The sequence below is a fragment of the Micromonospora sp. NPDC049175 genome (assembly GCF_043197345.1).
GTDB lineage: Bacteria > Actinomycetota > Actinomycetes > Mycobacteriales > Micromonosporaceae > Micromonospora.
On record NZ_JBICSY010000016.1, the window covers coordinates 43418 to 61351 of the forward strand.

A 17934-nucleotide genomic window follows, 5' to 3' on the forward strand; every position below is an offset into this window, starting at 1 on the left:
GCGGGGCGCCGGGCGTGCCGGGGCGCGGGGTGCGGGGACGGGCTTTCGGGGCGCGGGAGGGTGGGGGCGGCGAGCAGGGGCGGGGAGCCGGGGCGGGGAGGTGGGGCGGGGAGGTGGCGCGGGGAGGTGGCGCGTTAGGGGGCTTGTTCGGCGTTGCGGGCTATGTTGCGGGCCATGCCGCCGAAGACCACCGCGTGGAAGGGGGCGACCGACCCCCAGTAGGCGTGGCCACTCAGCCCGCGGGGCAGGAAGACCGCGCGTTGCTGGTAGCGGCTGCGCCCGCCGTCGGTGGGCAGCACCCGCATCTCCAGCCAGGCCCGGCCGGGAAGCCGCATCTCGGCGCGCAGTCGCAGGAGCTCACCGGGGACGATCTCCTCGACCCGCCAGAAGTCCAGCGCCTCACCGACCTGGAGGCGGTGCGGGTCGCGTCGGCCCCGACGGAGCCCGACCCCGCCGACCAGACGGTCCAGCCAGCCGCGGACCGACCAGGCGAGCGGGAACGAGTACCAGCCGTGCTCGCCGCCGACCCCCTCGATGACCCGCCAGAGCGCCGCCGGTGGGGCGTCCACCGCCCGTTCGCGCACGTCGGTGTAGACGCTGCCGCCGGACCACTCCGGGTCGCTGGGCAGCGGCTCGGCGGGCGCGTCCGGGCCGCTCGCGGTCGACCAGCGGGTCTCCACCTGGGCGTCCCGGACCTTGGCGAGCGCGAGCGCCACCGCGTCGTCGAAGCCGGTCAGCCCGCCGGGCGGGTCGGGTAGGTACCTGGCGATGTCGTGCTCGTGCGCGACCGCCTCGTGGATCAGGCTCTCCACCAGGGGGCGGGCGATCGCGTTCGGCACCGGGGTGATCAGGCCGACCCAGTGCGAGGAGAGCGACGGGGTGAGCGGGCGGACCGGCACGATGATCCGCCGGCGCAGCCCGGCCACCAGGGCGTAGCGCTGCATCATCTCGCGGAAGGTGAGCACGTCCGGTCCGCCGATGTCGAAGCCCCGGTTGACCTCCGGCGGCAGCGCGACGCAGCCGGCCAGGTAGCGCAGCACGTCGCGGACCGCGATGGGTTGGATCCGGTTGCGGACCCAGCGCGGGGTGATCATGGCGGGCAGCCGCTCGGTCAGGTATCGCAGCATCTCGAACGACGCCGAGCCGGACCCGATGATCACCGCGGCCCGCAGCACGGCGGTGGGCACCCCGCTGCCCAGCAGGATCCGGCCCACCTCGGCTCGGGACCGCAGGTGCGGGGAGGGGACCTCGGCCTCGGACGCCGGCTCCGGCCCGCCCAGGTAGACGATCCGGCGTACGCCGGCCGCGCGCGCCGCCGCCGCGAAGTTCGTCGCCGCCGTCCGGTCGGCCGCCTCGAAGTCGGGCCGGCCGAGGGAGTGCACAAGGAAGTAGGCGACGTCCACGTCGGCGAAGGCGGCGGGCAACGTGTCCGGTCGGCTCAGGTCCCCCTCGACGATCTCGGCCGCCGAGGCCCAGGGCACGTCGCGCAGCCGGACCGCCTTCCGGGCCAGGCACCGCACGGTGTAACCCTCGGCGAGCAGCAGCGGCGTCAGCCGCCCGCCGATGTATCCGGTGGCTCCGGTCACGAGGCATCTCACGAGGTCCAGTCTGCGGCCCCTTAGACTCGTTCGCTGTGGAGACCGAGACGAGCACCTTCTGGGGGCCGGATTTCGCCCAGCTCAGGGCCACCGACCCGGAGATCGCCGGGGTGGTCCTCGGCGAGCTGGACCGGTTGCGGGGTGGCCTGCAGCTCATCGCCAGCGAAAACCTGACCTCGCCGGCGGTGCTTGCCGCGCTCGGTTCGACGCTCACCAACAAGTACGCCGAGGGCTACCCGGGCCGGCGCTACTACGGCGGTTGCGCCGAGGTGGACCGGGCGGAGGAGATCGGCATCGCCCGGGCCAAGGAGCTCTTCGGTGCCGAGCACGCCAACCTCCAACCGCACTCCGGGGCGAGCGCCAACCTGGCCGCGTACGCCGCGTTGGTGCAGCCGGGGGACACGGTGCTGGCGATGGACCTGCCGCACGGTGGGCACCTCACCCACGGCAGCCGGGTGAACTTCTCCGGCAAGTGGTTCCATGCGGTCGGTTACCCGGTCCGGCCGGACACCGAGTTGATCGACTACGACGAGGTACGCGATCTGGCGCGGACGCACCGACCCAAGCTGATCATCTGTGGCGCCACCGCGTACCCCCGGCTGATCGACTTCGCCCGGTTCCGGGAGATCGCCGACGAGGTCGGGGCGTACCTGATGGTGGACGCCGCGCACTTCATCGGCCTGGTGGCCGGCCGGGCGATCCCGTCCCCGGTGCCGTACGCGGACGTCGTCTGCGCCACCACCCACAAGGTGCTGCGCGGCCCACGCGGCGGCATGATCCTCTGCCGGGAGTCGCTCGCGCAGCGGATCGACAAGGCCGTCTTCCCGTTCACCCAGGGCGGTCCGCTGATGCACGCGGTCGCGGCCAAGGCGGTCGCCCTGCGCGAGGCCGCCCAACCGGAGTTCCAGACGTACGCCCGGCAGGTGGTCAGCAACGCCCAGGCGCTCGCGGCCGGGCTCGCCGACGAGGGGATGCGTCAGGTGTCCGGCGGCACCGACACCCACCTCGCCCTGATCGACCTGCGCGAGGTGGGGGTGACCGGCGCGGAGGCCGAGCGACGCTGCGACGCCGCGTCGATCACCCTCAACAAGAACGCCATCCCGTACGACCCGCAGCCCCCGATGGTGGCCTCCGGTCTGCGGGTGGGCACCCCGAGCGTCACCACCCAGGGCATGCGGGAGGGGGAGCTTCGGCAGGTGGCCACCCTGATCGCCCGCGCGGTGCGCACCGATCCCGGGGCGCCGGGCGGCGCCGACGAGCTGACCCGACTCGGTGCCGAGGTGGCCGAGCTGGTCGCGGCGTTTCCGGCGTACCCCCGTGGCTGAGCCCGGGGTGGTCGAGCCGGACACCGACCGGCGGTGGCGGCTGCGGCACCTGCCGGTGCTGTTGGCCGCGTCGGCGGCGCTCGCCGCGGTCGCCGCGGTGGTGGGCGGGTTGACCGGCGGTGTGACGGCCGCGCTCGGCGCGGCGGCCGGCGTGGGCGTCACGGTGTTCAGCTACACGCTCACCACCGTGGTGCTGGCCCGGGCCGACCAGATCAACCCGCAGTTGGTGCTGCCGCTCGGCCTGGGCCTGTACGTGTTGAAGTTCAGCCTGTTGGGTGCGGTGCTGGTGGCGGTGGCGTCGACCGGGTGGCCCGGTTTGATCCCTCTTTGCCTTGGCATCGTCGTCGGGGTGGCAGTGTGGACAGCAGTGCACCTCTGGTGGCTGACCACGGTGCACGCTCGCCGACCGCGCGGCTGACCCGGCGGTCGTCCCAACCAGCGGACTCGCCGCAATGTGTCGGCCTCCGGTCATTTTCCGACGGGCGGAAGGGGAGTAGCGTGCCCACAGACGACGGCGCCCACGAGAAGCCCACACAACGATGGTTGTGCGGGGGGTGAGGCACAGCCTCGTCTTCCCGGCTGATATCGTTCGCCCCGTCATGGCTGATGACCAAACCCCCCGTCCCCCCGGTCAACCGGACGATTATCCGTCCGGTGCCGGTCAGGGCTGGACCGCACTCAGCTACCTCATCGGAGGCATGCTCGTGTGGGGTTTCATCGGCTGGCTGGTCGACCAGTGGCTCGACACCGGTGGCGTCGCCACCGGGATCGGCTTCGTGCTCGGCATGGCCGGGGGAGTCATCCTGGTCATCCGCCGACTCGGCACGCCTACTTAGGAAGGGACGCGGTGTTCGGACAGGCGAACGTCCTGGCAGCGGGCCAGGCAGAATTCCCACCTAGCAAGGAGGACTTCTACCTGCCCAGCATCCTGCCCTGGGGTGCGCACGACTCCTACTGGTTCACCAAGTTCACGTTGATGGTCTGGATCGCGGTCGGCGTTCTGATCATCTTCTTCCTGGCGACCTATCGGAACCCGAAGCTGGTGCCGACCAAGAAGCAGTGGTTCGCCGAGTCGATCTACGGCTTCGTGCGCAACAACATCTCGGTCGACATGATCGGTCACCAGGGCGTGCGGTTCGCTCCGTACTTCACGACGCTGTTCTGCTTCGTGCTGGTGACCAACGCGTTCGCGATCATCCCGTTCTTCCAGATCTCGCCGAACTCGCACATCGCCTTCCCGGCGATCCTCGCGGTGATCAGCTACGTGCTGTTCAACTACATCGGCATCCGGCACCACGGCTTCGTCAAATACTTCAAGCACGCCCTGATCCCACCGGCACCGTGGTACATCCTGCCGCTGCTGATCCCGATCGAGGCGTTCTCGACCTTCATCATCCGGCCGTTCTCGCTGGCCGTTCGTCTCTTCGCGAACATGTTCGCCGGCCACATGCTCCTGCTGGTCTTCACGCTCGGCGGCTTCGCGATGCTCAGCTCCAACGCCTGGCTGGCACCGATCTCGGTGGTGTCCTGGGTGATGACCGTGGCGCTGACCCTTCTCGAAGCGCTTGTCATCGTCCTGCAGGCCTACGTCTTCACGGTGCTGAGCGCCAGCTACATCCAGGGCGCGCTCGCCGAAGAGCACTGATCCACGCACCATCCGTTGTCGTCCCGCGTGAGAGACACGCGTGATAACCAGGAGGAACCACTAATGGATTACGTCGCCGCCGCAGAAGGTGTCGTTGGCAGCACCGCCGCCATCGGCTACGGCCTCGCGGCCATCGGCCCGGGCATCGGCGTTGGTCTGGTGTTCGCCGCCTACATCCAGTCGACCGCCCGCCAGCCCGAGTCGTCGCGGATGACCCTGCCGTACGTCTGGATCGGCTTCGCCGTCATCGAGGCGCTCGCGCTGTTCGGCATCGCCTTCGGCTTCATCTGGCAGGGAGAGCTCTAATCCGCTCGTCGACCGGGAGGTCACCCATGTACTTCCTCGCCGCTGAGGGTGGTGAGTCAGACCACAACCCGATCATCCCCATTCCCGAGGAGATCGTGGTCGGCGTTGTCGCCTTCGCCGTGCTCTGCTTCGTACTGATCAAGTTCGTCTTCCCCCGCATGGAGCAGACGTTCCAGGCCCGGGTCGACGCGATCGAGGGCGGCATCAAGCGCGCCGAGGCCGCTCAGGCCGAGGCGAACCAGCTGCTCGAGCAGTACCGTGCCCAGCTCGCTGAGGCCCGCACCGACGCCGCCAAGATCCGTGACGACGCGCGGGCCGACGCCGAGGGGATCCGACAGGACATCCTCGCCAAGGCGCGGGAAGAGTCCGACCGGGTCATCCAGGCCGGTAAGGACGCGCTCGCCGCCGAGCGGGCCACCATCGTGCGTGAGCTGCGTGCCGAGGTCGGCACCATCGCGGTGGACCTGGCCAGCAAGATCGTTGGCGAGTCGCTGGCCGACGAGGCGCGACGCAAGGGCACCGTCGACCGGTTCCTGAGCGGCCTCGAGAGCACGGGGGCCCGCTGATGCAGGCCGCCAGCCGGGAGTCGTACAAGGTCGCGGCCGAGCGCCTCGACGCGTACGTCCGCGGCGCGGAGCCGTCGGCGGTGACCTCCACCGCCGACGCCATCCTCTCCGTGGCGACCCTGCTGCGGCGTGAGCCGCGGCTGCGCCGGGCCCTGTCCGAGCCGGCTCGTTCCGGCGAGGACCGCGGTGCCCTGCTCGGCGACATGCTGGGTGGCCGGATCGGCGCCGACGCGCTCGACCTGCTCGTGGCGTTGGTGTCCGGCCGCTGGTCGGCACCGTCGGAGTTGCTCGAGGGCGCCGAGCGCCTCGGTGTGGAAGCGCTGCTGGCCAGCGCCGACAAAGCCGGCGAGCTGGGTGAGGTCGAGGACGAGCTGTTCCGCTTCGGCCAGGTCGTCTCGGGTCAGTCGGCACTGAGCAACACGCTGGCCGACCCGGTCGCCCCGGTCGAGCAGCGGGCCACCCTGGCCCGCGAGCTGCTCGCCGACAAGGCCCGTCCGGTCACCGTCCGCCTCGTCGAGGTGGCCCTCGGCGGGTTCGGGGGGCGCTCCTTCACCGGCGCGCTGACCCGGCTTGTCGAACTCGCCGCCGAGCGACGCGACCGGCAGGTGGCGTACGTGATCGTGGCGGCCCCGTTGAGTGACGAGGACGAGCGCCGACTGGGTGCGAGCCTCACCGCGATATACGGTCGAGAGGTCTCCGTCAAGCAGACGGTCGACCCGCAGGTCCTGGGTGGCGTGAGCGTGCGGGTCGGTTCCGACCTGTACGACGGCACCATCCTGCGCCGCCTCAACGAGACCCGCAACGCGCTCGCGAAGCGCTGAGCGGCTTCGCCGTCCAGCAATGCGGTGGCTTCGCCGCCCAAGCAATGCGGTGGCTCCGCCGCCTCAGCGTTTGGGGCGGGCTTCGCCGCCGCAGCGCCCGGATTGACAGACGCCATTCGGACCGGTTGGTACTTGGTATCCCGGGCCCCTGAATTTTAAGGAAGCAGAGGATGGCCGAGCTGACCATCTCGACGGAGGAGATCCGCGGCGCCCTGGAGCGCTACGTCTCCTCCTACTCGTCCGACGTCTCCCGCGAGGAGGTCGGCACCGTCGCCGACACCGGCGACGGTATCGCCCACGTCGAGGGCCTGCCCTCGACCATGACCAACGAGCTCCTGGAGTTCGAGGACGGCACGCTCGGCGTGGCGTTGAACCTCGACGTCCGGGAGATCGGTGTCGTCGTTCTCGGTGACTCCGCCAAGTTGGAGGAGGGGCAGCGCGTCAAGCGCACCGAGCGGGTTCTCTCCGTTCCGGTCGGCGACGCCTTCCTCGGCCGCGTGGTCGACGCGCTCGGCCAGCCGATCGACGGACTCGGTGACATCGCCAACGAGGGCTTCCGCGAGCTGGAGCTGCAGGCTCCGAACGTGATGTCCCGCCAGTCGGTGTTCGAGCCGCTGCAGACCGGCATCAAGGCCATCGACGCGATGACCCCGATCGGTCGGGGCCAGCGACAGCTGATCATCGGTGACCGCAAGACCGGTAAGACCACCGTCGCCCTGGACGCGATCCTCAACCAGCGGGACAACTGGCGCACCGGCGACCCGAAGAAGCAGGTCCGCTGCATCTACGTCGCCATCGGTCAGAAGGCCTCCACGATCGCCTCGATCAAGGGCCAGCTCGAAGAGGCCGGCGCGATGGAGTACACGACGATCGTGGCCTCCCCGGCGTCCGACCCGGCCGGCTTCAAGTACCTGGCCCCGTACACCGGCTCGTCCATCGGGCAGCACTGGATGTACGGCGGCAAGCACGTCCTGATCGTCTTCGACGACCTGAGCAAGCAGGCCGAGGCGTACCGGGCCGTGTCGCTGCTGCTGCGTCGCCCGCCGGGCCGTGAGGCGTACCCGGGTGACGTCTTCTACCTGCACTCCCGTCTGCTGGAGCGCTGCGCGAAGCTCTCCGACGAGCTGGGTGGCGGCTCGATGACCGGTCTGCCGATCATCGAGACGAAGGCCAACGACATCTCGGCCTTCATCCCGACGAACGTCATCTCGATCACCGACGGCCAGATCTTCCTGGAGACGGACCTGTTCAACCAGGGCGTCCGCCCGGCGATCAACGTCGGCACCTCGGTCTCCCGGGTCGGTGGCGCCGCGCAGGTTAAGCCGATGCGCAAGGTCGCCGGTTCGCTGCGACTCAACCTCGCGCAGTACCGCGAGCTGGAGGCGTTCGCCGCCTTCGCCTCCGACCTGGACCGGGCCTCCCGGGCCCAGCTCGACCGCGGTGTACGCCTCGTCGAGCTGCTCAAGCAGCCGAACTACTCGCCGTTCCCGGTCGAGCAGGAGGTCGTCTCGGTCTGGGCCGGTGTCGAGGGCAAGCTCGACGACATCCCGGTGGGCGAGGTTCGTCGCTTCGAGGCGGAGTTCCTCCAGTACCTGCGGCACAAGCACGAGGGTGTGCTGGCCGGTATCGCCGACAACCAGTGGGGCGACGACATCGTCGGCTCCCTGGACGCGGCGATCACCGAGTTCAAGCAGGTCTTCCTCAACAAGGACGACGAGCGCAAGGTCAACGACGCGCCGGCCGCACCGCTTGAGGGCGACGAGAACCGCGAGACGGTGACCCGCTTCCGCGACGGCGCGACCGACCGCCCGGCCGAGAGCTGATCCCGTGGCGGCCCAGGTACGCGTTCTTCGTCAACGAATCCGCTCGGCGAAGTCGATGAAGAAGATCACCAAGGCGATGGAGCTCGTGGCGACGAGCCGGATCGCCAAGGCTCAGGCCCGGGTGCAGGCGTCCCTGCCGTACGCCCAGGCCATCACCGGTGTGCTCACGGCGCTGGCGTCCAACGCGCGGATCGACCACCCGCTGCTCACCCCGCGCGAGCGGGTGCGGCGGGCCGGCGTCCTGTTGGTCACCAGCGACCGTGGTCTGGCCGGCGGCTACAGCTCCAACGCGATCAGGATGGCCGAGTCGCTCGTCGCGCGGCTCAAGGCGGACGGCAAGGAGCCGGTGCTCTACGTCATCGGGCGTAAGGGTGTCGGGTTCTACCGGTTCCGCAACCGGCCGATCGAGGCGAACTGGACCGGGTTCAGCGAGCAGCCGTCGTTCGAGGACGCCCGTACCGTCGGTGAGACGCTGATCAAGGCGTTCACGGCCGGTGCGGACGACACCGACGGCAATGCCGGGGCGGACGGGGTGCTCGGCGTCGACGAGTTGCACATCGTCTACACCGAGTTCCACTCGCTGATGACGCAGAACCCGGTCACCAAGGTCATCGGTCCGATGCAGGTGGAGGACCGGCCGCGCTCCGAGGGGCTGCTGCCGGCGTACGAGTTCGAGCCGGAGGCGGAGGCGCTGCTCGACGCGCTCCTGCCGAGGTACATCAACACGCGGATCTACGCGGCGTTGATCGAGTCGGCGGCGAGTGAGTCGGCGGCACGGCGGCGGGCGATGAAGAGCGCCACCGACAACGCCGAAGACATGATCGAGAAGTACACGCGCGAGATGAACTCGGCTCGCCAGGCCGGGATCACCCAGGAGATCAGCGAGATCGTCGGCGGCGCGAACGCGCTGGCCGCGTCGGGAAGTGAAGTGTGATGACTGCACCAGTAGAGACCAAGACGGCCACGGGTCGCGTGGTCCGGGTCATCGGCCCGGTCGTCGACGCCGAGTTCCCGCGCGACGCCATGCCGCCCCTGTTCAACGCGCTCAACGTGACGGTGAACCTGTCCGGCGGTGAGAAGACGCTGACCCTGGAGGTCGCCCAGCACCTGGGTGACAACCTGGTCCGTGCCATCTCGATGCAGCCGACGGACGGCCTGGTTCGTGGCGCTGAGGTGCGTGACCGCGGCGAGCCGATCACCGTGCCGGTGGGCGACGCCGTCAAGGGCCACGTGTTCAACGCGATCGGCGAGGTGCTCAACCTCAAAGAGGGCGAGACCCTGACCCCGGACGACCACTGGGGTATCCACCGCAAGGCCCCGGCCTTCGCGGACCTGGAGCCGAAGACCGAGATGCTGGAGACCGGCATCAAGGTCATCGACCTGCTCGCCCCGTACGTCAAGGGCGGCAAGATCGGCCTGTTCGGCGGCGCGGGCGTGGGCAAGACGGTGCTCATCCAGGAGATGATCACCCGAGTGGCCCGTAACTTCGGTGGTACGTCGGTGTTCGCCGGCGTGGGTGAGCGCACCCGTGAGGGCAACGACCTCATCGCCGAGATGACCGAGTCCGGCGTCATCGACAAGACCGCGCTGGTCTACGGCCAGATGGACGAGCCGCCGGGCACCCGGCTGCGGGTGGCGCTCTCCGCGCTGACCATGGCGGAGTACTTCCGGGACGTGAAGAAGCAGGAGGTGCTGCTCTTCATCGACAACATCTTCCGCTTCACGCAGGCCGGTTCGGAGGTGTCCACCCTGCTCGGCCGTATGCCGAGCGCCGTGGGTTACCAGCCGACCCTGGCCGACGAGATGGGCGAGCTCCAGGAGCGGATCACCTCCGTCCGGGGCCAGGCCATCACCTCGATGCAGGCGATCTACGTGCCGGCGGACGACTACACCGACCCCGCCCCGGCCACCACGTTCGCCCACCTGGACGCGACCACCAACCTGGAGCGGTCGATCTCCGACAAGGGCATCTACCCGGCCGTGGACCCGCTGGCGTCCTCGTCCCGGATCCTCGCCCCGGAGTTCGTCGGCGCCGAGCACTTCCAGGTGGCCACCGAGGTGAAGCGGATCCTGCAGCGCTACCGCGACCTGCAGGACATCATCGCCATCCTCGGTATCGAGGAGCTCTCCGAGGAAGACAAGATCACCGTGGCCCGGGCCCGGCGGATCGAGCGCTTCCTCTCGCAGAACACCTACGCGGCGGAGCAGTTCACCGGCGTACCGGGCTCGACGGTCCCGATCAAGGAGACCATCGAGGCGTTCCGGAAGATCAGCGAGGGTGAGTACGATCACTTCCCCGAGCAGGCGTTCTTCATGTGCGGCGGTCTTGAGGACCTGGAGCGCAAGGCTGAGGAGCTGATGAAGGGCTGACAAGCCCGATTCGTCCCGCAACCAAAAAGACTGCCCCGGCCACGCCGGGGCAGTCTTTTGTTCATCTTCGCGTCTTACCATCGTCGCGGTCCGTTACTCGGGGTCGTCCGTACCCAAAACCCGAGATACGTTCTATCCGCACGCTCACCCGAACGAGCGTTGATCTTCGCAACCTTTCGACGACGTGCGCCCGTCTTCCCTCGCGTGGGCGTAACGAACGGAGCTGCTCGTGGGTAAGGCCGGCAAGCGTGGCCGCAAGTCATCCGTCTGGCGCGGCGTGCCGCGCTGGGCGAGGATCTGCACGGTGTTCGGCACCGTGCTGGTCGTGCTCAGCGGAGCGGTGCTGGTCGGCACGGAGGCCCTGATGGCCCGCTACGAGGGCGCGGTCGGCAAGGCAGACCTGTTCGGTGACCAGGCGGCGGGCGCCCAGCCGAAGAAGAGCGACATCAAGGGCCCCCTCAACATCCTGCTCGTCGGCATCGACCCGCGTACGCCGACGGCCGCGCCGCTCGCCGACTCGATCATGGTGCTGCACGTGCCGGCGTCGATGGACCGGGCCTACCTCTTCTCCCTGCCGCGCGACCTCTACGTGCAGATCCCCGAGTTCAAGAAGGCCGACTTCCCCGGCGAGACCACGAAGATCAACGCTGCCATGTCGTTCGGCAGCAAGGTGCCGGGGGCCAACCCCGACGCGGCGCGGGGCTTCGAGTTGCTGGCCACCACCGTGCAGAACGTGACAGGCATCAAGCGTTTCGACGCGGGTGCCATCATCAACTTCACCGGCTTCCAGAAGATCGTCGACGCGATGGGCGGCGTCGACATGTACATCGAGCGCGAGGTCAAGTCCGAGCACAAGCAGCCGGACGGCAAGGCGCGGCCGGGCAAGACGTGGGGCGAGGGTTACGTGGGCCCGCAGGCGGTCTACAAGAAGGGCAACCAACACCTCAGCGGGTGGCAGGCGCTGGACTACGTCCGGCAGCGCTACCCGAAGAACGGTGTCCCGGACTCCGACTACGGCCGGCAGCGCCACCAGCAGCAGTTCGTCAAGGCCATGGTCGGCCAGGCGTTCAGCGCCGACGTGGTCGCCAACCCGATCAAGCTGGACAAGGTGCTCCGCGCCGCCGGCCAGTCGCTGATCTTCAACGGCCGGGGCAGCAGCGTTGTCGACTTCGGGCTCGCCCTGAAGGACATCCGCCCCAACACCATCCAGATGATCAAGCTTGCCGGTGGTGAGCTGAAGAGCAGCAGGGGTGCCTACCTCGGTGAGCAGTTCCAGCCGGATGTCCGGGACTTCTTCACCGCCCTGCACAGCGAGCAGCTCGACCCCTTCCTGCTGGAGCATCCGGACTTCCTGAACAAGACCAAGTAGTCGTGGCACGGGTTCTCCCACCCGCGTGGGGAGCGCGTGCGCGTCAGGCTAGACTTTCGGCAATCCGTCGCCGCAGCAAGGAGACAGCGTGGCAAAGCAGCTTCACGTCGAGCTCGTCGCCGTCGAGGAGAAGGTCTGGTCCGGTGACGCCGAGATGGTCGTCGCCCGGACGACCGAAGGCGAGCTCGGTGTCCTGCCGGGGCACGCGCCGCTGCTCGGCCAGCTCGCGGAGCCCGGTCAGGTCCGCATCAAGCTCGCCGGCGGTGAGCAGGTCTCCTACGAGGTCGCCGGCGGCTTCCTCTCGGTGAGCGCCGACGGCGTCACCGTGCTGGCCGAGAGCGCAACCCCGGTCTCCGCGCAGAGCCGCTGAGCCACACCGGGGATGGACATCGTCGAAGGAATCGGGATCGGCGTTGTCGTCATCCTCGGCGCGCTGCTGACCCTCTTCGTCCGGCGAGCCCTGGTCACCCGCAGCGGTGGCATCATCCGGCTCAGCGTCCGAGTCACCACAATGCTCGACGGCCGTGGCTGGTCGCCCGGCTTCGGCCGGTTCGCCGGTGACGAGCTGCGGTGGTACCGAATGTTCAGCTTCGCGATCCGACCCAAGCGGGTGCTCTCCCGCAAGGGATTGGCCGTGGAGCGCCGCCGGTTGCCGGAAGGTCAGGAACGGCTCTCCATGCCGGCCGACTGGGTGATCCTCCGCTGTACCAGTCACCACGCACCGGTGGAGATCGCCATGGCGCGGTCCACGGTTACCGGTTTCCTCTCTTGGCTCGAGGCCGCTCCTCCGGGGGCGGTCTCGCCGCGTATGGCCTCCCAGGATTGGCCTGCTGCCTGAGGGTGCTTGGGCTGCTCGGGGTGCTTGGGGTGCTCGGGGTGCTTGGGGTGCTCGGGCTGCTTGGGGTGCTCGGTGGTTGCGCTTGGGGTTTCCGGGGGAGCCCACCCGGCTCCGGGCGGTCAGGCTTGATCCCTGCGCCGGGCGGGCTCCCCCGGAAACCCGTGGTTGTTGCGGTGCGCCGGTTTGGCGCGGTTTCATCACCTGCCGTTACCGGTTTGGTTGAGTCCTGCCTCGGCAAGCCAGTGAGTCCTGCCTCGGCAAGCCAGTGAGTCCTGCCTCGGCACGCCAGTGAGTCCTGCCTCGGCAAGCCAGGCCTGAGCAGCGCCTAGATCGACTCGGTTTCCTGGATGTCGGGCCATCCCGGCCACGACAACACCCCGACATCGAGGAAACCGAGTCGATCAACCCGTCCGCCGCACTCGCCACGCAGGGCGACTCGCCACGCAGGGCGACTCGCCACGTGCGCCGAGAAGCGGTCCCGGCTACGCGTGGTGGCGGGCAGAGTGGGAATCCCTAGCTGGACGTGGTGCGGTGACCCGTCGGTCAGCGCTTGCCGCCCGGGACCCATAGCACATCTCCCGCCGGATTTGCCGTTCTTGACAGGATAAAGAGCAGATCGGAGAGCCTGTTGAGATACTTTGCCGGGAGGGTGCTGGTGCGTTCCGGATCGTGGCTGACCAGCGCCCACGCCGCGCGTTCGGCGCGCCGGGCGGTGGTCCGCGCCACGTGGAGCAGCGCCGCACCGGGGGTGCCACCGGGGAGGATGAAGGAGTCGAGCTTGCTCAGGCGTGCGTTGTACTCGTCGCACCAGCCCTCGAGGCGTTCGACGTACTCCTCGGTCACCCGCAGCGGCGGGTACTTCGGCTCCGGCTCGACGGGGGTGGACAGGTCGGCGCCGACGTCGAACAGGTCGTTCTGCACCGACCCCAGCACGCCCCGCAGTTCCTCGTCGAGCCCACCCAGGGCGAGCGCGACGCCGATCGCGGCGTTGCACTCGTCGACATCCGCGTACGCGGCGATCCGTGGATCGGTCTTCGGCACCTGCTCGTTGTTGCTCAGCCTGGTCATGCCGGCGTCGCCGGCCTTGGTGTAGATGCGCGTGAGGTGGACGGCCATGACGCACAGCCTACGGATTCCCGACCTGACGATCCCGGCGCGGCCGGACAGCGCGACGAGTTGGCCGGTGGTGGTGGGCCCCGGCGACGCGGGCGACCCGGCGGTCAACGACGTCGACGTCATCCGGGTGCACGGTGACGCCCGGCTCGCCGGCACCGTGCACGTGGTGGGGGCCAAGAACTCGGCGTTGAAGCTGATGGCCGCCGCGTTGCTCGCCCCGGGCCGCAGCGTGATCACGAACGTCCCGCGGATCACCGACATCGCGATCATGGGCGAGGTGCTGCGCCGGCTGGGCTGCGGCGTCCGGTTCGACGCGGACGACCCGGTCGACCCGATGGTCGCCCGCGGCGGGGTGGCCCGGTCCCGTTCGGTGACCATCGACGTGCCGGAGCAGCCGGGCGCGGAGGCCGACTACGACCTGGTCCGACGGTTGCGCGCGTCGATCTGTGTGCTCGGCCCGCTGTTGGCCCGCCGGGGGTACGTGCGGGTGGCCCACCCCGGCGGCGACGCCATCGGGTCACGAGGGCTGGACATGCACGTCTCGGGGCTGACCCGGATGGGCGCGGAGATCTCCGGTGAGCACGGCTTCGTCATCGCCTCCGCCCCGCACGGGCTGCGCGGCGCGGACATCGTGCTGGACTTTCCCAGCGTGGGCGCGACCGAGAACCTGGTGATGGCGGCGGTGCTGGCCCAGGGCGTCACGATGATCGACAACGCCGCCCGGGAGCCGGAGATCGTCGACATCTGCACGATGCTCAACCAGATGGGCGCGCGGATCTCCGGCGCGGGCACGTCCACGTTGCGGATCACCGGGGTGCCGGGTCTGCACCCGGTCCGGCACGCCACGGTGGGGGACCGGATCGTCGCCGGGACCTGGGCGTTCGGGGCGGCGATGACCAGGGGCGACGTGACGGTGACCGGGCTGGACCCGGCGTACCTGGAGGTCGCGCTGGACAAGGTGGTGGCTGCCGGTGGCCTGGTGGAGACCCGGGGGGACGGCTTCCGCGTACGGATGGACGACCGGCCCCGGGCGGTGGACGTGGTGACGTTGCCGTACCCCGGCTTCGCCACCGACCTGCTGCCGATGGCGATCGGGCTGGCCGCGGTCAGCGATGGCGCCTCGCTGATCACCGAGAACATCTTCGACGGCCGGTTCATGTTCGCCAACGAGATGATGCGACTCGGCGCGGACATCAAGACCGACGGGCACCACGCGGTGGTCCGTGGGCGGGGTCGGCTCTCCGGCGCACCGGTGCAGGCGACCGACATCCGCGCCGGTGCCGGGCTGATCATCGCCGGGCTGTGCGCGCAGGGGGTCACCGCGGTGTCCCACGTGCACCACGTCGACAGGGGTTACCCGGACTTCGTGGCCGACCTCCGCGCCCTCGGCGTGGCGGTCGACCGGGGCACCACCCCGGACGAACCGTCGCTGGAGATCTGAGGCGGTCGCACCGCGTGCTGTCGTGCTTTCTCGCGAGGTCAGGCGGGCCGCAGCGAGGTCAGGCGGGCCGCAGCGAGGCGCGTACGTGCTGTCGTGCGTCGTGGATGCGTGACTTCAGGGTGCCGATCGGAATGGCGAGGTGGTCGGCGATCTCGTCGTAGGTCAACTGGCACAGGTCACGCATCACCAGCGGGGCGACAAGTTCGGGTCGGTGCGCCTCCAGCCGTTCCAGCGCATCCAGCAGGTCGAGGCGGGAACCCGCGATCACGCTCGTCGTGCGCGGGTCGGCGGCATCGAGCGGAAGCAGTGGCACGGCCTGCTCGTCGGCCCGGCGCTTGAGGCTTCGGTACGTCTGCCGGGCGCAGTTGGCCGTGACGATGTAGAGCCAGGTGGAGAACTTCGACCGTCCCGCGAAGCCGTCTATCTTGCGAGCGACCTGCAGAAGGGCATCCTGGCACGCTTCTTCGGCGTCCTGCCGGCACGGGAGCAGGCGCAGACACTGCCGAAGGACCTGCGGACCGATCCTGATCAGCAGCGCGTCGAGAGCGGCGGCGTCGCCGGTGGCGGCCCGGCCGGCGAGCGTTTCGATTTCAAGATCATCTGCCATGCCCAGGCCCCGTTCCTCCCCGTATTGGAGGTCATAATACGGGCGTGTCAGTACCCGACAAGATCGGCCGATATCGCGTGCTGCGGCGTATCGGTTCCGGCGCGTTCGCCACCGTGTGGCTCGGCGCGGACGATGCCCTGGACGCGTCGGTGGCGATCAAGGTGCTGGCGGACAACTGGTCGTACCACGCCGATCTGCGGGAACGCTTCGAGCAGGAAGCGCGGATCATGCGGCGGACGGATTCCAGCCTGCTCGTGCGTGTGCTCGACGTCGGTGAGCTGCCGGACGGGCGGCCGTACCTGGTGATGCCGTACGCGGCCGGCGGCACCCTCGCGGATCGGCTCGTCTCGGGGCCGATGCCGGTACGGGAGGCCCTGCTTGTCGCGGCCGACATCACACGTGCGGTCACGGTGCTGCACGAGGCCGGTGTGCTGCACCGGGACCTCAAACCGTCGAATGTGTTGTTCCAGCCGGCCGCGGGTCGGGATCGGGTACTCGTCGCGGACCTCGGCCTGGCCAAGGCGCTCGCGAACGCGTCCGGCTTCACCATCGCGGCCGGCACGCCCGGCTACATGCCACCCGAGCAGGCCACCCCCGGCGGGGGCCTGGACATCCGCGCCGACGTGTACGCCATCGGCGCGACCATGTACCACATGCTCACCGGGAGCCCTCCCGACCAGGCCGGCCGCGCCGGCCGGGGAGGGCGGTCGTTGCCCAGGCCGTCCCAGGGGCGGCCAGGTATCCCGTCCACGGTGGACGATCTGGTGCGACGTGCGCTGCATCCGGACCCCCGGCAACGCTGGTCGTCCGCCGCGGTGCTGCTGAAGGAGTTGCACCGGCTCATCGCGGCGATGGACCGGGACACGGGCCGTGGTCGGGTCGCGCGGCGGTTGGCACGGGTCGGCGGCGTCGCTGTCGCACTTGTCGCGCTCTTGGCGACGGCGGGTTCCAGCTCCACGTCGGCGCCAGGGTCGGGCTGGGTACGCGTCCACGATGACTCTGGCGCCCTGTCGGTCGCGGTGCCGTCGAGCTGGGCCGGCCAGGTGAGGGATGCCGGCTGGGATCCCTCGGTGCTGCGACTTCCCGCTGGCGAGGCGCCGGGTCTCGTGGTCGCCCCGGATCTTGACGTCTGGCCCGATCCGGCGAGCGGGATACCCGGTGTGTTCGTCGGTGCGAGCAAGGGCCTGCTCGCCGACGGCGCGGCACCCGCGTTGCCCGGCCACACCGCCTGCGTCCAGCAGCCCGACCGGACCGTGGACGTGGGAGGCAACCCGGCGCGGGTACGGCGGTGGACGTCGTGTGGCGCCTCGGTCTCGTTCAGCGAGGTGGTGCTCTCCGTGCCGCAGCGCGGCTATGGCGTCTACCTGCAGATCAAACAGGTCGGCGACGCGGACCTGACCGACGAGATCCTGGCCAGCCTGCGGATGTCCAGCTCGCTGGCGCCGCAGGCCGGCCGGTTCGGGTCCGTCTACTCGTAGCAGTCCTGGTTCGCGTACTGCAGGGTCAGTTGGGCCACGGTGCCCTTGACCGTCTCGATGCGGTAGACGGCCTTGTTGTTGCCGGGGGCCTTGACGACGCCGCGACCGTTTGTCGCGTCCCCGTCGGCCGCCGACCACCCCGGGTAGACGCGAAGCATGTCGGCGCTGGACATGCCGACTCCCGCTCCCTCGGGCGTCTTGATGCTGCCGTACGCGTCGATGGTGGCGATCCCCAGCGCCCGGGAGAGGTTGACATACCCCTCGTCGGTCGGGGCGGACTTCAGTTGTGTAGTCGTGCAATCGCCCACGAAGTCGGTGAGCGGGCGCAGCAGTCCCGTCGCGGTGGCCTGCTGGCGGGGCATGCCGAGCTTCAGTGGGCCGAGCCCGTTCGGTCCCAGGACGAGGGCGGTGCTGGCGGCGTCGCCGGACGGCACGGGCGGCGCGGACGGTGAGGACGGCGCGGACGACGCCGGCGTCCCGGTGGTGGGCGCGCTGGCCGTCTGCTCCGGGGAACCGGCCGGCGCCGCGCCACCGCTCCGGTGCGTGGGTGACGCGCACGCTCCCACGAACAGGAGGCAGGTGAGGGTTCCGACCACAGGCATTGCACGCATCGTTGACTCCTGGCTCATTG

At 69.7% G+C, this 17934-nt stretch carries 19 protein-coding genes; 15 read left to right on the plus strand and 4 right to left on the minus strand.

The genetic code is table 11. The annotated features are described in order from the left end of the window. Positions 1-134 precede the first annotated feature (134 nt). Entirely contained in the window at positions 135-1598 is a 1464-nt protein-coding gene (locus ACGFH8_RS34545; RefSeq protein WP_393375767.1) for an SDR family oxidoreductase, read from the minus strand. A 35-nt stretch (positions 1599-1633) separates the two neighbouring features. Here ACGFH8_RS34545 and glyA point away from each other — a divergent pair, with 35 nt between their 5' ends. The 13 genes from glyA to ACGFH8_RS34610 all read left to right on the plus strand — a co-directional run bounded on the left by glyA (position 1634) and on the right by ACGFH8_RS34610 (position 12661). Beyond that, positions 1634-2923, plus strand: a complete 1290-nt coding sequence (glyA, locus tag ACGFH8_RS34550; protein WP_393375769.1) for a serine hydroxymethyltransferase — start codon at positions 1634-1636, stop codon at positions 2921-2923. Next, positions 2916-3341 (plus strand): hypothetical protein, encoded by a 426-nt coding sequence (locus ACGFH8_RS34555; RefSeq protein WP_393375770.1) that lies wholly within the window; start codon positions 2916-2918, stop codon positions 3339-3341. The genes glyA and ACGFH8_RS34555 overlap by 8 nt, the downstream gene beginning before the upstream one ends. A gap of 181 nt (positions 3342-3522) precedes the next feature. Beyond that, positions 3523-3759: a hypothetical protein gene (locus tag ACGFH8_RS34560; RefSeq protein WP_357246376.1), complete on the plus strand. Its 237-nt coding sequence runs from the start codon at positions 3523-3525 to the stop codon at positions 3757-3759. Between the two features lie 11 nt (positions 3760-3770). Further along, a complete protein-coding gene (gene atpB, locus ACGFH8_RS34565; RefSeq protein ID WP_393375773.1) occupies positions 3771-4568 on the plus strand; it encodes a F0F1 ATP synthase subunit A in 798 nt (265 codons plus the stop codon). Positions 4569-4631: 63 nt separating this feature from the next. Further along, positions 4632-4874 (plus strand): ATP synthase F0 subunit C, encoded by a 243-nt coding sequence (locus ACGFH8_RS34570; RefSeq protein ID WP_357246371.1) that lies wholly within the window; start codon positions 4632-4634, stop codon positions 4872-4874. Positions 4875-4900: 26 nt separating this feature from the next. Beyond that, complete coding sequence (locus ACGFH8_RS34575) at positions 4901-5440, plus strand: F0F1 ATP synthase subunit B (RefSeq protein ID WP_357373834.1); 540 nt, start codon at positions 4901-4903, stop codon at positions 5438-5440. After that, positions 5440-6261 carry a F0F1 ATP synthase subunit delta gene (locus tag ACGFH8_RS34580; RefSeq protein ID WP_393375776.1) on the plus strand — a complete coding sequence of 274 codons (822 nt, stop codon included), beginning with the start codon at positions 5440-5442 and terminating at the stop codon, positions 6259-6261. The genes ACGFH8_RS34575 and ACGFH8_RS34580 overlap by 1 nt, the downstream gene beginning before the upstream one ends. Positions 6262-6431: 170 nt before the next feature. Beyond that, positions 6432-8084 (plus strand): F0F1 ATP synthase subunit alpha, encoded by a 1653-nt coding sequence (atpA, locus tag ACGFH8_RS34585; protein WP_393375779.1) that lies wholly within the window; start codon positions 6432-6434, stop codon positions 8082-8084. 4 nt (positions 8085-8088) lie between these two features. After that, positions 8089-9018 (plus strand): F0F1 ATP synthase subunit gamma, encoded by a 930-nt coding sequence (locus ACGFH8_RS34590; RefSeq protein WP_393375781.1) that lies wholly within the window; start codon positions 8089-8091, stop codon positions 9016-9018. Next, a complete protein-coding gene (gene atpD, locus ACGFH8_RS34595) occupies positions 9018-10454 on the plus strand; it encodes a F0F1 ATP synthase subunit beta (protein WP_393375783.1) in 1437 nt (478 codons plus the stop codon). The genes ACGFH8_RS34590 and atpD overlap by 1 nt, the downstream gene beginning before the upstream one ends. Positions 10455-10677: 223 nt before the next feature. Beyond that, on the plus strand, positions 10678-11823 hold the full coding sequence (locus tag ACGFH8_RS34600; protein ID WP_393375851.1) for an LCP family protein: 1146 nt from the start codon (positions 10678-10680) through the stop codon (positions 11821-11823). 88 nt (positions 11824-11911) lie between these two features. Then, a complete protein-coding gene (locus ACGFH8_RS34605; protein WP_357412305.1) occupies positions 11912-12193 on the plus strand; it encodes a F0F1 ATP synthase subunit epsilon in 282 nt (93 codons plus the stop codon). 12 nt (positions 12194-12205) lie between these two features. Next, the gene (locus tag ACGFH8_RS34610) at positions 12206-12661 is read left to right on the plus strand and encodes a DUF2550 domain-containing protein (RefSeq protein ID WP_357246350.1); all 456 of its coding nucleotides are present in this window, start codon (positions 12206-12208) and stop codon (positions 12659-12661) included. Positions 12662-13204: 543 nt separating this feature from the next. Here ACGFH8_RS34610 and ACGFH8_RS34615 read toward each other — a convergent pair. Beyond that, the gene (locus ACGFH8_RS34615) at positions 13205-13777 is read right to left on the minus strand and encodes a cob(I)yrinic acid a,c-diamide adenosyltransferase (protein WP_355030779.1); all 573 of its coding nucleotides are present in this window, start codon (positions 13775-13777) and stop codon (positions 13205-13207) included. Here ACGFH8_RS34615 and murA point away from each other — a divergent pair. After that, positions 13776-15218: a UDP-N-acetylglucosamine 1-carboxyvinyltransferase gene (murA, locus tag ACGFH8_RS34620; protein WP_393375788.1), complete on the plus strand. Its 1443-nt coding sequence runs from the start codon at positions 13776-13778 to the stop codon at positions 15216-15218. The genes ACGFH8_RS34615 and murA overlap by 2 nt on opposite strands. Before the next feature lie 58 nt (positions 15219-15276). Here the strand turns inward: murA and ACGFH8_RS34625 are convergent, their stop codons facing one another. Continuing rightward, positions 15277-15825, minus strand: coding sequence for an RNA polymerase sigma factor (locus ACGFH8_RS34625; protein WP_393375791.1), 549 nt, complete (start codon positions 15823-15825; stop codon positions 15277-15279). Between the two features lie 44 nt (positions 15826-15869). Between ACGFH8_RS34625 and ACGFH8_RS34630 the strand changes: the two genes are divergently transcribed. Continuing rightward, positions 15870-17303, plus strand: coding sequence for a serine/threonine-protein kinase (locus tag ACGFH8_RS34630; protein WP_393375794.1), 1434 nt, complete (start codon positions 15870-15872; stop codon positions 17301-17303). Here ACGFH8_RS34630 and ACGFH8_RS34635 read toward each other — a convergent pair. Further along, entirely contained in the window at positions 17294-17905 is a 612-nt protein-coding gene (locus ACGFH8_RS34635; RefSeq protein WP_393375795.1) for a hypothetical protein, read from the minus strand. The genes ACGFH8_RS34630 and ACGFH8_RS34635 overlap by 10 nt on opposite strands. Positions 17906-17934: the final 29 nt, after the last annotated feature.

What these genes read in the sequence shown, in the direction of transcription:
- ACGFH8_RS34560 (WP_357246376.1), top strand. Translation starts at nt 3,523, where the DNA reads ATGGCTGATGACCAAACCCCCCGTCCCCCCGGTCAACCGGACGATTAT.
- ACGFH8_RS34570 (WP_357246371.1), top strand. Translation starts at nt 4,632, where the DNA reads ATGGATTACGTCGCCGCCGCAGAAGGTGTCGTTGGCAGCACCGCCGCC.
- ACGFH8_RS34575 (WP_357373834.1), top strand. Translation starts at nt 4,901, where the DNA reads ATGTACTTCCTCGCCGCTGAGGGTGGTGAGTCAGACCACAACCCGATC.
- ACGFH8_RS34580 (WP_393375776.1), top strand. Translation starts at nt 5,440, where the DNA reads ATGCAGGCCGCCAGCCGGGAGTCGTACAAGGTCGCGGCCGAGCGCCTC.
- atpA (WP_393375779.1), top strand. Translation starts at nt 6,432, where the DNA reads ATGGCCGAGCTGACCATCTCGACGGAGGAGATCCGCGGCGCCCTGGAG.
- atpD (WP_393375783.1), top strand. Translation starts at nt 9,018, where the DNA reads ATGACTGCACCAGTAGAGACCAAGACGGCCACGGGTCGCGTGGTCCGG.
- ACGFH8_RS34610 (WP_357246350.1), top strand. Translation starts at nt 12,206, where the DNA reads ATGGACATCGTCGAAGGAATCGGGATCGGCGTTGTCGTCATCCTCGGC.
- murA (WP_393375788.1), top strand. Translation starts at nt 13,776, where the DNA reads ATGACGCACAGCCTACGGATTCCCGACCTGACGATCCCGGCGCGGCCG.
- ACGFH8_RS34615 (WP_355030779.1), bottom strand. Translation starts at nt 13,777, where the DNA reads ATGGCCGTCCACCTCACGCGCATCTACACCAAGGCCGGCGACGCCGGC.
- ACGFH8_RS34625 (WP_393375791.1), bottom strand. Translation starts at nt 15,825, where the DNA reads ATGGCAGATGATCTTGAAATCGAAACGCTCGCCGGCCGGGCCGCCACC.
- ACGFH8_RS34635 (WP_393375795.1), bottom strand. Translation starts at nt 17,905, where the DNA reads ATGCCTGTGGTCGGAACCCTCACCTGCCTCCTGTTCGTGGGAGCGTGC.